Raw genomic sequence first — 12351 nt, forward strand, 5'->3', positions numbered from 1 at the left:
CGGACCGGAGCGTCGGACTCAGCGGGTCAGGACAGCTCGAAGCGGTCCAGGTTCATGACCTTGTCCCAGGCCTTGACGAAGTCCCGGACGAACTTCTTCTCCGCGCCGGCGCTCGCGTAGACCTCGGCGACCGCGCGCAGCTCCGCGTTGGCCCCGAAGACGAGGTCGGCGCGGGTGCCCGTCCAGCGGACCTCGCCGCTCGACGCGTCGCGGCCCTCGAACTCGTCCTGCGCCTCGGAGGTCGCCTTCCAGGTCGTGGCCATGTCGAGCAGATTGACGAAGAAGTCGTTCGTCAGCGTGCCCGGGCGCTCGGTGAGGACGCCGTGCCGCGACCCGCCCTGGTTGGCGCCCAGGACGCGCAGGCCGCCGACGAGGACGGTCAGCTCGGGCGCGCTGAGGGTGAGCAGGTTGCCCTTGTCCACCAGGAGGTACTCGGCGGGCAGCCGGTTGCCCTTCCCCTGGTAGTTGCGGAAGCCGTCGACGGAGGGCTCCAGCGCGGCGAAGGACTCGGCGTCCGTCAGCTCCTCGGTGGCGTCCACGCGGCCCGGGGTGAAGGGCACCTCGACGGGGTGGCCCGCGTCCCGGGCCGCCTTCTCGACGGCCGCGCAGCCGCCGAGCACGATCAGGTCGGCCAGGGAGACCTGCTTGCCGCCGGAGGCCGAGGAGTTGAAGGACTCCTGGATGCCCTCCAGCACGCGCAGCACCTGCGCGAGCTGCTCCGGGTCGTTGACCTCCCAGCTCCGCTGCGGCTCCAGGCGGACACGGGCACCGTTGGCGCCGCCGCGCTTGTCGCTGCCGCGGAAGGTGGAGGCGGACGCCCAGGCCGTGGCGACCAGTTCGGCGACGGAGAGGTCCGTGCCGAGGATCCGCTCCTTGAGGGAGGCGATGTCCGCGGCGTCGATCAGCTCGCCGGTGCGCTCGGGCAGCGGGTCCTGCCAGACCAGCGTCTCGGACGGGACCTCGGGCCCGAGGTAGCGCGCGACGGGACCCATGTCGCGGTGCGTCAGCTTGAACCAGGCGCGGGCGAAGGCGTCGGCGAACTCCTCCGGGTTCTCGTAGAACCGCCGGGAGATCGGCTCGTAGATCGGGTCGTAGCGCAGCGAGAGGTCCGTGGTCAGCATCCGCGGGCGGTGCTTCTTCTCCGGGTCGTGCGCGTCCGGGACGATCTCCGGGGCGTCCTTGGCGACCCACTGGTTGGCACCGGCGGGGCTCTGCGTCAGCTCGTACTCGTACTCGAAGAGGTTCTTGAAGAACCCGTTGCTCCACTGGGTCGGGGTGGACGTCCAGATGACCTCCAGGCCGGAGGTGATGGCGTCCTTGCCTATGCCCGTGTTGAACGTGCTCTTCCAGCCGAGGCCCATCTGCTCCATCGGCGCGCCCTCCGGGTCGGCGCCGACATTGCTGTCGGGGCCCGCTCCGTGGGTCTTGCCGAAGGTGTGGCCGCCCGCGATGAGCGCGACGGTCTCCTCGTCGTTCATCGCCATGCGGCGGAAGGTCTCGCGGATGTCGCGCGCGGCGGCGACCGGGTCCGGGTTCCCGTTGGGGCCCTCGGGGTTGACGTAGATGAGGCCCATCTGGACGGCGCCCAGGGGCTCTTCGAGGTGGCGGTCGCCCGTGTAGCGCGTGTCGCCGAGCCACTCGGTCTCCGGGCCCCAGTAGACGTCCTCCTCGGACTCCCAGGCGTCCACCCGGCCGCCCGCGAAGCCGAAGGTCTCCAGGCCCATCGACTCCAGCGCCACGTTCCCCGTGAGGACGAGGAGGTCGGCCCAGGAGATCCTCTCGCCGTACTTCTGCTTGACCGGCCAGAGCAGGCGGCGGGCCTTGTCCAGGCTCGCGTTGTCCGGCCAACTGTTGAGCGGGGCGAAGCGCTGCTGGCCGGAGCCCGCGCCGCCGCGGCCGTCGCTGATCCGGTACGTACCGGCGCTGTGCCAGGCCATGCGGATCATCAGCGGGCCGTAGTGGCCGAAGTCGGCGGGCCACCAGGGCTGGGAGGTGGTCAGCACCTCGGCGATGTCCCGCTTGACCGCCGCGAGGTCGAGGGTCTTGAACGCCTCGGCGTAGCTCCACTCCTCGCCCATCGGGTTGGTGGCGGGGGGATTCTTGGCCAGGATCTTCAGATTGAGGCGGTCGGGCCACCACTGGCGGTTGCCACCGCCCTGCGTCGGATGCGGCGCGCGCCCGTGCGCGACCGGGCAGCCGCCTTCGGTCTCCGGGGTCACCTGTGCGGCGCTTGCGTCATTGTTCTCAGGCATGGGCATCCTTCCGGGCCGGACGGTTCACTGTGCTCGGGGTCTGAGGGTGTCGGAACGGTCTCGGTGCGGCAGTGCGCCCGGACAGGCCAACTGCCCGGAGGGACACGACAGTTGAACCGTCACCGGCATGCCCTGGCCGCCGTCCTGCGTATTGGCTCACACTGGAACCGATCCTACGATGGACACAATCCAAGTCAATACGAGAATCAGGGCGCGCGGACACCGGTTTCGCAGATCTTCACGTCAGACGACGCACCGATGGGTGGTGGGCATGAGTGACCTGCTGGAACGGCTGCGCGCACGCGGCTGGCGGATGACCGCGCAGCGCCGGGTGGTCGCCGAGGTCCTCGCCGGTGAGCACGTCCATCTCGCCGCGGACGAGGTGCTGGAGCGCGCCTCCGCCCTGCTGCCGGAGATATCCCGTACGACGGTGTACAACACGCTCGGTGAACTCGTCGCGCTGGGCGAGGTGACCGAGGTGTCCACCATCGGACGTGCGAAGCTCTACGATCCGAACGCCCATCGCCCCCACCACCATCTGGTGTGCACCGACTGCGGAACGATCCGCGATGTCCACCCCGACGGCGACCTGCCCGCCGGGCTCCCGGAGTCCGAGCGCTTCGGCTTCACCGTCCACGCGGTGGAGGTGACGTTCAGGGGGCGCTGCGCGGACTGCCGCGCGCTGTCCGGGTGAGCCCGCTCCTCAGCGCAGGACGCGGGGATCGGTGCCGGGCTTGACGCCGAAGACGTAGACGCGGTCGCCGACGCGCAGCAGGCGCCACAGCGCCGCCGCGTCGGGCAGCCGGAGGTTGACGCAGCCCGCCGAACCGCTGCGGTAGAGATAGCGCTCGGTGCCGTGCAGGGCCTGGCCGCCGTCGAAGTACTGGGCGTACGGCATCGGTTCGTTGTCATAGAGGCGGGAGCGCTCGTGGCGGACGCGGCGGAAGATCTTGTGCCAGCCGCCGCGGGTCTCCTGGCCCTGCCGTCCCGTCCGCACGGGGACCGGGCTCAGGACGAGCTTGCCGGTGCGGCCCGTGTGGACCCACAGGATCTGCCGGTCGAGGTCGACGCACACCACCCGGTGGGTGCGGCGCGGGCAGCCGGCCCGGGCGCGGGGGCTGGTGCGGGCCTGCTGGACGAGGACCGTGCGGTAGGTGACGACGTCCGCCGTGCCCGTGGCGGGGATCTTGTGGCGCTGCTGGAAGGCGCGGATGGCGCGGCAGTCGGCCTCGGACTGCCGCCCGTCCACGGGGAGCCTCAGATGCCGCTCCAGCTCCCGCTGGTAGGGGCCGGTGTCGGCCTCGCACGCCGCGGCGGCCCGGCCCGCCGCGCCGCGCGCCTGCGCGGGCGCGGGCAGCAGCGGGAGGAGCAGGAGCGCGAGGAGGAGCACGGGGGCGGTGGCTATGCGGGCCTTACGGGGCCGGCGCGGTGCGGGGCGCATGCTCAACAGGTAGCGGCACGCGCGCCGCGCGACACGTCGGGCGGGGCCGGTCGGGTGTCGGACCCGGCCCCGGGGCCCGGACCCGAGTCCGGGTCCGGACGGGCGCCGGGGGGCGGGCTCACCCGGACGCCGTGTCAAGGTGCGCTTCCGGGCGCCGCCCGTAGCGTGGGTGCTGGCCGGAGCCGGTCCCGGCTTCGCGCGCGGGAATTCCCCCGGGGACCCGCGAGAACGGCACGAGAACGGCACGAGGACGTACGAGGACGGGGAGTCCGGTGGCCCACAGCGCTCGCCCGGGGGAATCGCGCACGACGGGTGGCGCCCCGGGAGCCGGGCGCTGGGCGATGCTCGCCGTGCTCTGCGCCAGCCTGCTCCTGGTGGCCATGGACGCCACGATCCTGAACGTCGCGCTCCCCTCGCTCATCGACGCCATGCACCCCAGCGCGCTGGAGCAGCTCTGGATCATCGACGTGTACGGACTGGTACTCGGCGGCCTCCTCGTCTCCATGGGTGCGGTGAGCGACCGTTATGGGCGCAAACGCCTCTTCGTACTGGGCTTCCTGCTGTTCGGCGCGGCTTCGGTCGTCGCCGCGACGGCCACCGGGCCCTGGCAGTTGATCGCCGGGCGGGTGCTGCTGGGCGTGGGCGGCGCGATGGTCATGCCCAGCACGCTCTCCCTGATCAGAACGGTCTTCCAGGATCCGAGGGAGCGGACGCTCGCCATCGGGATCTGGGCCGCCGTCGCCGGGGCGGGCGCGGCGGTCGGGCCGCTGATCGGCGGCGCGCTCGTCGGCACGTTCGACTGGTCGGCCGCCTTCTGGGTCAACGTCCCCGTCGTCGCGGTCACGGTGGTCGCCGCGGTCCGTCTCCTGCCCGAGTACAAGGACGCGGGCCACGGGCCGCCGGACCGGACCGGCGCCGTGCTCTCGGTCGTCGGCGTCGTGGCCCTGGCCTGGGGCATCAAGCATGTGGCGAAGGGCAGCGTGGCAGCGCCCGATGTGGCGGTCCTGGTCCTCGGCCTCGTCGTGCTGGGGCTCTTCGCCCGCCGCCAACTGCGGCTGCCCGACCCGCTGCTGGACGTACGCCTGTTCGCGAACCGGGCCTTCACCGCCGCCGCGCTCGCCACGCTGCTGGCCATGCTCGCCATCGGCGCCGCGCTCTTCCTCGTCTCCCTGTGGCTCCAGTACGTCCACGGCTACTCCCCGTTCGCCGCGGGCCTGCGGACCCTGCCCGCTGCGCTCGCCACCCTGGGCGGCTCGCTGCTCGCGCCCCGCCTCATGGAACGCGCGGGAGTGCGCGGGGTGATGGCCCTCGGGCTCTCGGCGCTGCTGGCGGGGTTCCTCGTGCTGGCGCTCGCCCCCGCGCCCCTCGCGTACCCGGCCGTCGCGGTCGTCCTCGTCGCGCTCGGCCTCGGCGACGGGCTGGCCATCACCGCGTCCGCCGCCACCCTCGTCTCCGCGGTCCCCGCCCGGCGTGCCGGGCAGGCCGGTGCCGTCTCGGAGACCAACTACGAGCTGGGGGTCGGCCTGGGCGTGGCGCTGCTCGGCTCGGTCCACGGGGCCGTGTACGCGCACCACATGGCGGGGTGGCCGACGCTCGCCCGGGACTCGGTCGGCGGGGCGCACGAGCAGGCCGAGGCCCTCGGCGGCGACCGGGGCGAACGCCTCATGGACGCGGCCCGTACCGCGTTCGACGACGCGCTGACCACGACCGCGTACGTCTCCGCAGGTCTCGTCGCCGCCGTCACCGTGCTGGTGGTCGCCCTGGTGCCGCGGGGCTTCACGGCGCAGTCGGGCCCGCACTAGTCACATCCGGGGCGCGGCTCAGCGGATCCCGGCGGTCTCAGCGGGGGCTCAGCGGGGCGCGGTCTCCCAGGCCGCCTCGATCATCCCGAAGATCTCGTCCACCGCGGCCTCCGGATCGGCTGCCTCCCGGGCGAGCGCGTAGGCGTCGATCGCGAATCTCGCGAGCGTCCGGCAGGCCGTGGTGGTCTGCGGGAGACCGGCGTCCGCGTCGATGGCCGCCGCGAGCGACTCCGCGTGCCGCAGCCTCATCGACTCCTCGTACTCCCGCAGCGCGGCCGAGGAGTCGATCATGTGCCAGATGGGGGCGGCGCTGTCCGCCGTGCAGTGCCGGACCAGGGCCAGGACCTCGCGGCGCAGCGCGGGGACGAGCGGCTCGTCCGGCGCCCGGCCGGTGACCGCCCGCGTGAGGCGCTGCTCGAAGTCCCGGTCCTGCTCGAAGACCAGAGCCTCCTTCGAGGGGAAGTGCGAGAAGAGCGTCGTGACGGCCACGTCGGCCTCGGCGGCGACGTCGCGGATCCCCACCGCGTCGTACCCGCGCTCCAGGAAGAGCCGCAGCGCGGTGTCGGCGATCTTCTGACGGGTCGCGGCCTTCTTGCGCTCACGGCGTCCGGGCGGGGCGGTCATGGGGTCACCCTAACAGGTGCGAATCCACAACAATTCCGAAACCCTAACGGTTAGTGTTACGGTCGGCGGCATGAAGAAAGTGAGCTTCGCCGAATTCGGCGGCCCGGACGTGCTGGAACTGGTGGATGCCGAGGAGCCCCACGCGGGCCCCGGCCTGATACGCATCGCCGTACGGGCGGCGGGGGTGAACCCCGTCGACTGGAGGGTCCGGGAGGGCCAGGTCCTCAAGGCGCACCCGCTCGAACTCCCCTCCGGGGTCGGGCTGGACGCCGCCGGGGTGGTGGACGAGGTCGGCGAGGGCGTGGAGGGCATCGCGGTCGGCGACCCGGTGTTCGGCGAGGGGGCGAGCACCTACGCCGAGTTCGCCGTGCTGTCGGCCTGGGCCCTGATGCCCGAGGGGCTGTCGTTCGAGGAGGCGGCCGGGTACCCCTCCGTGGTGGAGACCGCGCTGCGCGTCATCGGCCAGACCGGCGTCGAGCCCGGGCAGACGCTGCTGGTCAGCGGCGCGTCCGGGGGTGTCGGCTCGGCGGTCCTCCAGATCGCCCGCGAACGCGGCATCACCGTGATCGGCACGGCCGGGGCGGCGAACCTGGACTATCTGCGCGACCTGGGCGCCCTGGCCACGACGTACGGGGAGGGCTGGGTCGAGCGGGTCCGGCGGCTCGGCAGGCCCGACGCGGCCCTCGACCTGGCCGGTTCGGGCGTGATCCCCGAACTCGTCGAACTGACCGGGGACCCGGGGAGGGTGGTCTCGATCGCCGACCTCGGCGCCCCGGACCACGGCGTCCTGTTCTCCGGCACCGCCGGGAGCGTGCCGGACGCGCTCGCCGAGGCCCGCGACCTCATCGAGCGCGGGAAGCTGCACATCCCGGTCGCCAAGTCGTACACGCTGGCGGAGGCGGCGGCCGCGCACATCGACAGCCAGGCGGGGCATACGCGCGGACGCCGGGTCATCCTCGTCTGAGGGCGGAGGGGGCCGCGCGTGAGCGGCGCGGCCCCTGTGCCCCCCTCAGACCTCCAACTGGGACTCGATCCTGCGCAACTGGTGCCGCGCCATGGCGAGATTCGCGCGCTCCGCGTCCAGCACGAGGTAGAGGAAGAGGCCGTTGCCGCTCTTCGCCTGGAGCAGGCGGATCAGGTGGTACTGGCTGTCGAGGGTGATGAGGATGTCCTCGATCCGCTCCTGTATCCCGAGGTGCTCCATCGTGCGCAACTTGGCGCGTACGACATCGGTGTTGCCCGCCGCCGCGACCTCCAGGTTGAAGTCCGTGCCGCCGCCCGCCGTGCCCAGCGCCATGCCGCTGGTGTAGTCGACGAGCGCGGCGGCGAGTGTGCCGTCGACGGAGTTCATCGCGTCCTTGAGAGAGGCTTCGGTATTGGCCATGACGGGTCTCTTCCTTTGCGTTCTCGTGCGGTCAGGGGTTCTGGAGGTTGCGGCGGCGCCGCTCCAGCGGCGGGCGGGCGCCGTTCCGCCCCGGTGCCGCCGGGCGGGGGCCGGCCGCCCGCGCAGGTCCGCCGGGCGGCGGGCCGTCCGCGAGGGCGTGCGCGGCGAGTTCGCCGACGCGGGCGGCGCACCGGCGGCCTTCGAGGTGCAGCCGCCCGACGTTCAGCCGGTCGTCGGCCAGGAGCGTGAGCACGGCGGACGTGCCCGCCGCGTACGTGGCGACGTAGCCCCGCTCCCCGTGGATGAGCAGTTCGCGGAAGGCGCCGCGCCCGGCCGCCTCGTTCATCTGGAACGCCACGCTCAGCGCCGCGGCCGTGAGCGCCGCCAGCGACTCGGGCTCGGGCGGCGGCGCGTCGCCCGCCGACGGCGCGGTGTCCTCGGCGAGGACGAGGCCGTCCACGGTGGCGACCAGTGCCCCGGCGAGCTGCGGGACGTGCGTCCGCAGCCTGCCCAGCTCCTCGCGGACCTCGGCCTCGGCCGACATCAGCACTCTCCTCTCGGCACGCTGTCTGAAGCCGCGGATCACAGGGCCTCCAGGGCGTCTCTGAGCCTGCGCAGCAGGGCGACGTCGGGGTCGTCGAACTCCCGTGGCGGGCCGGGGAGTTCCCCCGGCCCCGAGGGCACGCGGGGCGGCTCCGCCGAGGACACCGCGGGCGCGACCAGCCCGGCCGCCGCGAGCTTGCGCAGGTCGATGAGCGTGTGGAAGGCCGGGCGGCCCAGCGTCCGGGCGATCTCGCAGGCCGTACGCCCGCCGTCGGCCAGGTCGAGCACGGGACGCCGGCGCGCCGGGACGCGTACGTCCGGCGGGCGCGCCGTACGGACCACCGGCAGGGTGTCGGTGCCCGCGTCCGTCCACGCACGGTCGAGGAGCGACCGCCTGCGCACGGTCTCGCGCTCCACCGCCGCGGCCGGTACGGCCCTGAAGGCGCCCAGCCAGTGCCGTACGCCGTGCCGGAAGCGCCCCGGTCCGCCGCCCGGCGCCAGGACGAAGAACGCCGCGTCGTGGAGCGCGCCGATCTGGCACAGCTCCAGCACCCCGCCGGGCACCCGTCCCGTCTCCACCAGGTGGCGGGCGACGGAGCGGCGCGGTCCGGCCTCGGCGAGGGCGGCGCGCCAGGCCTCCCCCGGCAGGGCGCCGCCGGTCGTCAGGAGGACGTCCAGTCCGGGCGCCGCGGGGCTCTCGGCGTGCGCCACCTGCCCGTCGACGAGGAAGAGCGTGCCCCCGGCACGGGTGAAGGCGCCGGTGGCGCGCTCGGCGGCGAGGCGGCGCAGCAGCGGCGAGGCGGGAGGGCCCGCGGCCGGAGGGCCCCCGGCGCCTGCCGGACGGTGGCGCGGGGAGGGCGCGACGGCGGCGGGCATCACAGCACCATCCGCGTGGCGATGTCCTCCAGCCGGAGCCTGGCCATCGCGAGGTTGCCCTCCTCGCGTCCCACGCACAGGTGCAGGAAGACGCTGCTGTCGTAGACGGCGCCGACGAACCGCAGCAGGTGGTAGCTGTCGGCGCTGGTGACGATCACGTCCTCGACCGCCGGGAGCGCACGGGCGCCGGGGCGGGCCCGCTCGTCCTCCGGCGGCGCGAACGTGCCGTGCTCGGCCACCATCCGGGCCACCTCGGCCGCCTCGCACGCCGATGCCTCATGGTCTCCGCCCGGGGCGTCCCCCGCGACGCCCAACGCGAGCCCGCTGATCCAGTCGATCACCGCGGCGCTCCGGGCACCGGGCAATCGCATGGCCTCCCCCAGGCATTCGTCGATTCCGGGCACGCTGAACTCCCCTCCCCGGGCACGGCATACGGCGACGTTCGGCGCGAGGCCCCGCACGACGGGGACCACCGAAAGTGACGCTGAGGCTACGCATCGGAGAGGGGATCAGGTGAAGCTTCCCGCACTTTCCTGTGGAACATGCCAGGTCTGCATGACAGTTGATCGCCGCGCTTACGCGTCTGCCCGTTCCGGGAACGGGAATGATCAGCCGCGGGCGACGGCGATCACGCCGGAGAGCCGCTCCCCCGCCTCGTAGACCATGTACGGGACGCCGCCGTCCGTGCCGAAGGACGGCGCCGCGGCGCGGCCGTTCTCCGGCGCCGCGCTGCCCGAGTCGTAGAGGACGCCGAGGTGGTCGCGGCGGGAGAAGTCGGCGCCGACCTCGGTGAGCAGGACGTTGCCGCCGCTGCCCTTGTCCGTGTGGTATGCGACGTACGTACGCCCGTTCCGGGTGAGCAGGTGCGCGCCGGAGACGTCGGAGGCGCCGACGTCGGCGTGGTCGATCAGCGGTTCGGGGTCGAACGTCCACGCGCGGCCGTCCGCGGACCAGCCCCAGCCGATGTCGCGGTGGTTGGCGTTGTCGTTGCGCATGAAGAGCATGACGTAGCGGGCGTCGCGGCCCGGCAGGTCGTGCCGGAAGGCGCGGGCGTAGGACGTCTCGGTGGTGCCCTTGGGCAGCATCGCGGTGGTGAGCACCGCGCGGTCGTACGTGAAGTGGACGCCGTCCTTGGAGCGGGCGAGCCGGGTCGTGGTGTTCTCGCCGTGGAAGTACAGCCACAGCTCGTGGCGTTCGGCGTGCCACATGACGTGCGGCGACGAGACGTGGCTGACCTTGTAGTGCGGGGCCCACTCGTTGCTGACGATCGGGTTGTGCGGGTACTCGGTGAACGGGCCCTCCAGCGAGTCCCCGTAGGCGAGGCAGATGCCGCCGGGGGCGTCGTGCGGGGCGTAGTAGAGGTAGTAGCGGCCGAGCGGCTTCGCGAGCTTGTCGTACACGCCGCGCACACAGGGGAAGATGATCTCGCCGGTGGGGTTGTACCTCAGGTCCTCAGGCCTCAGCAGGGTGCGGACGTGGCGGTAGTCGGGAAAGCCGCCCGGCGCGGAGACCGGGGCCGGGGCGGACGCGGACGCGGTGCCCGTGGCGCCGAGGCCGAGCAGGCTGCCGCCCGCGGCGACGGTGGCCGTCGCGGTGGCGTTGCGCAGGAAACGGCGGCGGTCGAGTGTCATGAACGTGCTCCCTTCCAGGGACTGTTCGGGGTGGGAGAGCCCGGCGGTCTCAGAGCCGGGTGGCGGCGGTGACGACCAGCCCGCCGGGCGCGACGCACCACACGTACGGCAGGGTGCGCAGCATGACCTGCTGCGGGCTGACACCGGCGTACTGCGCCGCCCACACGGTCTGGGTGCTGGTCGGGTCGGCGACGCCGAAGATCTGGTTGTAGGAGGCGGTCAGCCCCAGCACGGCGGCGGCCGGGTAGACCCCGGCGGAGATGAGGACGCCCGCGGTGCCCGCGCCCAGCCCGTACACGTTGAGCGGCCCCCGGTACAGGCAGAGCGGCGCCAGCAGCGTGAAGACGACGACGAACGCGGCGGGGTGGCCCGGGCTGACGGCCTTGACGAGCGGGTCCAGGGCCTCGATCGCGCCGGGCAGCTTCACGGCGGCCAGCAGGATGCCGATCGCCACGAAGAGCGTGATGGGCGGCGCCGCGACCTCGAACCCGGCGTACAGGGTGCGCAGCAGCCGCTTGTTCATCTCGCGGGGCCGCGTGGTGGCCACCAGGGCGTAGAGGACGCCCGCCAGCATCGAGGGGATGATCGCCAGCTCGAAGCCGAGTGCGAGCACGAGCGGGACGGCGGGCGCGAGCAGCGCGTACCAGGGCGCGTCGCCCATCCGCCGGGCCCGGCCGCGGCGCCGGTCGCCGCCGGACGGCCGGTCCGGGCGCTCGTCGAGGGAGGCCAGCGACCAGGTGTGCTCGACACCCCTGCGGCGGGTCTCGACGAGGACGTAGAGCACGGCGAACACGGCGGCGAAGGGGAACAGCCGCAGCATGAACGACTTCACCGTGTCCAGCGGCAGCTCCAGCGCGGTGGAGAAGAACTGCCACACCGGCAGTTCGAACGGCATGCCCGCCGCGATGCCCATGAGGATGGTCCCGGCCGCCGTCGTCTTCGGCACGCCGACGGCGATCATCGCGGGGATGCCGATGATGCCCGCCATCATGGCGGCGGGCGCGGAGCCGGTGACCGTGCCGACGAGCGCGGAGACGGCGAGCACGCCGAGCGCGACGACGGTGGGGCGGTCGCCGCCGAACTCCACGATCTTCCGCACGAGGGTGCCGGCGATGCCGGTCTCCTCCATCAGCTTGCCGAGCCAGGAGCCGATCAGCACGGCGAGCATGGTGGAGGCCAGCGCGACCGAGCCCTCTTCGAGGACGGTGTCGAGAAGGCTGTTCTTGCCGGTGAGCGGCGCCCCGGCGACGAGCGCGACGGCCACGCCCAGCAGCACGAGGGCGAAGGCGGTCGGCAGCTTGCGGGCGAGCATCAGCCCGACGCCCGCGAGCATGAGCAGGATGATGACGATTCCCATGGCGGTGCCTCAGTCCTCTTCGAGGGCACGGACCGCGCTCGCGAGCGCGGCGGTGAGCAGGAGCGGGGTGCGGCCGAGGCCGCAGCGGGCCGCGGCGTAGCCGTGCGCGGCGAGTTCGTCGGCCCCCGCGACGTGGCCGGTCAGGCGCCGCCGTCCGAGCCGGAGCGCGGTGTGCCCGACGCGTGCGCGCAGCGCGCGGCGCAGCGCCCGGTCGCCGTGCAGCGCGCAGTGCGCCTCCTCGTGCGCGAGCGCGGCCGCGCGCAGGGCGCCGACGGGGTACCACTCCCGCCAGCCGAGCAGTTCGACGACCTCCTCGCCGAGCGCGAGGGTGTCGACGTACAGCTCGACGGCGGGCACGGGCCGCGACACGTACCGCGCGAGCAGCAATCGCTCGACCCCGCCCTCGCGTTCGACGACCCGGAACGAAGAGTGCCCGGCATC

General features: G+C 73.3%; 12 protein-coding genes and 1 pseudogene. 3 read left to right on the forward strand and 10 right to left on the reverse strand.

Features of this window, described 5'->3' with window-relative positions:
- Positions 1-26 precede the first annotated feature (26 nt).
- Positions 27-2252 (reverse strand): catalase/peroxidase HPI, encoded by a 2226-nt coding sequence (katG, locus tag ABD343_RS09885; RefSeq protein ID WP_344526242.1) that lies wholly within the window; start codon positions 2250-2252, stop codon positions 27-29.
- 271 nt (positions 2253-2523) lie between these two features.
- On the opposite strand from katG, the gene ABD343_RS09890 reads away from it, so the two are divergent.
- Positions 2524-2946 (forward strand): Fur family transcriptional regulator, encoded by a 423-nt coding sequence (locus ABD343_RS09890; RefSeq protein WP_344526244.1) that lies wholly within the window; start codon positions 2524-2526, stop codon positions 2944-2946.
- 9 nt (positions 2947-2955) lie between these two features.
- Here ABD343_RS09890 and ABD343_RS09895 read toward each other — a convergent pair whose 3' ends face one another.
- Positions 2956-3693, reverse strand: a complete 738-nt coding sequence (locus tag ABD343_RS09895; protein WP_344526246.1) for a L,D-transpeptidase family protein — start codon at positions 3691-3693, stop codon at positions 2956-2958.
- Positions 3694-3965: 272 nt separating this feature from the next.
- On the opposite strand from ABD343_RS09895, the gene ABD343_RS09900 reads away from it, so the two are divergent.
- Positions 3966-5495 (forward strand): MFS transporter, encoded by a 1530-nt coding sequence (locus ABD343_RS09900; protein WP_344526248.1) that lies wholly within the window; start codon positions 3966-3968, stop codon positions 5493-5495.
- A gap of 48 nt (positions 5496-5543) precedes the next feature.
- Here ABD343_RS09900 and ABD343_RS09905 read toward each other — a convergent pair whose 3' ends face one another.
- Positions 5544-6119 carry a TetR/AcrR family transcriptional regulator gene (locus ABD343_RS09905; RefSeq protein WP_344526249.1) on the reverse strand — a complete coding sequence of 192 codons (576 nt, stop codon included), beginning with the start codon at positions 6117-6119 and terminating at the stop codon, positions 5544-5546.
- A gap of 70 nt (positions 6120-6189) precedes the next feature.
- Between ABD343_RS09905 and ABD343_RS09910 the strand changes: the two genes are divergently transcribed.
- On the forward strand, positions 6190-7083 hold the full coding sequence (locus ABD343_RS09910; RefSeq protein WP_344526251.1) for an NADP-dependent oxidoreductase: 894 nt from the start codon (positions 6190-6192) through the stop codon (positions 7081-7083).
- Positions 7084-7128: 45 nt separating this feature from the next.
- On the opposite strand, the gene ABD343_RS09915 is transcribed toward ABD343_RS09910, so the two are convergent.
- The 7 genes and pseudogenes from ABD343_RS09915 to ABD343_RS09945 form a co-directional block, all read right to left on the reverse strand.
- Positions 7129-7503, reverse strand: a complete 375-nt coding sequence (locus ABD343_RS09915; RefSeq protein WP_344526253.1) for a roadblock/LC7 domain-containing protein — start codon at positions 7501-7503, stop codon at positions 7129-7131.
- A 31-nt stretch (positions 7504-7534) separates the two neighbouring features.
- A complete protein-coding gene (locus tag ABD343_RS09920) occupies positions 7535-8047 on the reverse strand; it encodes a roadblock/LC7 domain-containing protein (RefSeq protein WP_344526255.1) in 513 nt (170 codons plus the stop codon).
- Between the two features lie 38 nt (positions 8048-8085).
- Complete coding sequence (locus ABD343_RS09925; RefSeq protein ID WP_344526257.1) at positions 8086-8922, reverse strand: transcriptional regulator; 837 nt, start codon at positions 8920-8922, stop codon at positions 8086-8088.
- Positions 8922-9326 (reverse strand): hypothetical protein, encoded by a 405-nt coding sequence (locus ABD343_RS09930; RefSeq protein ID WP_344526259.1) that lies wholly within the window; start codon positions 9324-9326, stop codon positions 8922-8924. The genes ABD343_RS09925 and ABD343_RS09930 overlap by 1 nt, the downstream gene beginning before the upstream one ends.
- A 204-nt stretch (positions 9327-9530) precedes the next feature.
- On the reverse strand, positions 9531-10553 hold the full coding sequence (locus ABD343_RS09935) for a glycoside hydrolase family protein (protein WP_344526261.1): 1023 nt from the start codon (positions 10551-10553) through the stop codon (positions 9531-9533).
- Between the two features lie 49 nt (positions 10554-10602).
- A complete protein-coding gene (locus tag ABD343_RS09940) occupies positions 10603-11910 on the reverse strand; it encodes a transporter (protein WP_344526263.1) in 1308 nt (435 codons plus the stop codon).
- A gap of 9 nt (positions 11911-11919) precedes the next feature.
- Positions 11920-12339, reverse strand: a pseudogene (locus ABD343_RS09945) (hypothetical protein); the annotation flags it as partial.
- Between the last annotated feature and the right edge of the window lie 12 nt (positions 12340-12351).

It is taken from the genome of Streptomyces albiaxialis, from assembly GCF_039530985.1.
In the GTDB taxonomy this organism is placed as follows: domain Bacteria; phylum Actinomycetota; class Actinomycetes; order Streptomycetales; family Streptomycetaceae; genus Streptomyces; species Streptomyces albiaxialis.

Excerpts from the sequence above, each read along its gene's own strand:
- ABD343_RS09910 (WP_344526251.1), top strand. The coding sequence starts at position 6,190 with ATGAAGAAAGTGAGCTTCGCCGAATTCGGCGGCCCGGACGTGCTGGAA.
- ABD343_RS09935 (WP_344526261.1), bottom strand. The coding sequence starts at position 10,553 with ATGACACTCGACCGCCGCCGTTTCCTGCGCAACGCCACCGCGACGGCC.
- katG (WP_344526242.1), bottom strand. The coding sequence starts at position 2,252 with ATGCCTGAGAACAATGACGCAAGCGCCGCACAGGTGACCCCGGAGACC.
- ABD343_RS09905 (WP_344526249.1), bottom strand. The coding sequence starts at position 6,119 with ATGACCGCCCCGCCCGGACGCCGTGAGCGCAAGAAGGCCGCGACCCGT.
- ABD343_RS09890 (WP_344526244.1), top strand. The coding sequence starts at position 2,524 with ATGAGTGACCTGCTGGAACGGCTGCGCGCACGCGGCTGGCGGATGACC.
- ABD343_RS09925 (WP_344526257.1), bottom strand. The coding sequence starts at position 8,922 with ATGCCCGCCGCCGTCGCGCCCTCCCCGCGCCACCGTCCGGCAGGCGCC.
- ABD343_RS09940 (WP_344526263.1), bottom strand. The coding sequence starts at position 11,910 with ATGGGAATCGTCATCATCCTGCTCATGCTCGCGGGCGTCGGGCTGATG.
- ABD343_RS09895 (WP_344526246.1), bottom strand. The coding sequence starts at position 3,693 with ATGCGCCCCGCACCGCGCCGGCCCCGTAAGGCCCGCATAGCCACCGCC.
- ABD343_RS09915 (WP_344526253.1), bottom strand. The coding sequence starts at position 7,503 with ATGGCCAATACCGAAGCCTCTCTCAAGGACGCGATGAACTCCGTCGAC.
- ABD343_RS09920 (WP_344526255.1), bottom strand. The coding sequence starts at position 8,047 with ATGTCGGCCGAGGCCGAGGTCCGCGAGGAGCTGGGCAGGCTGCGGACG.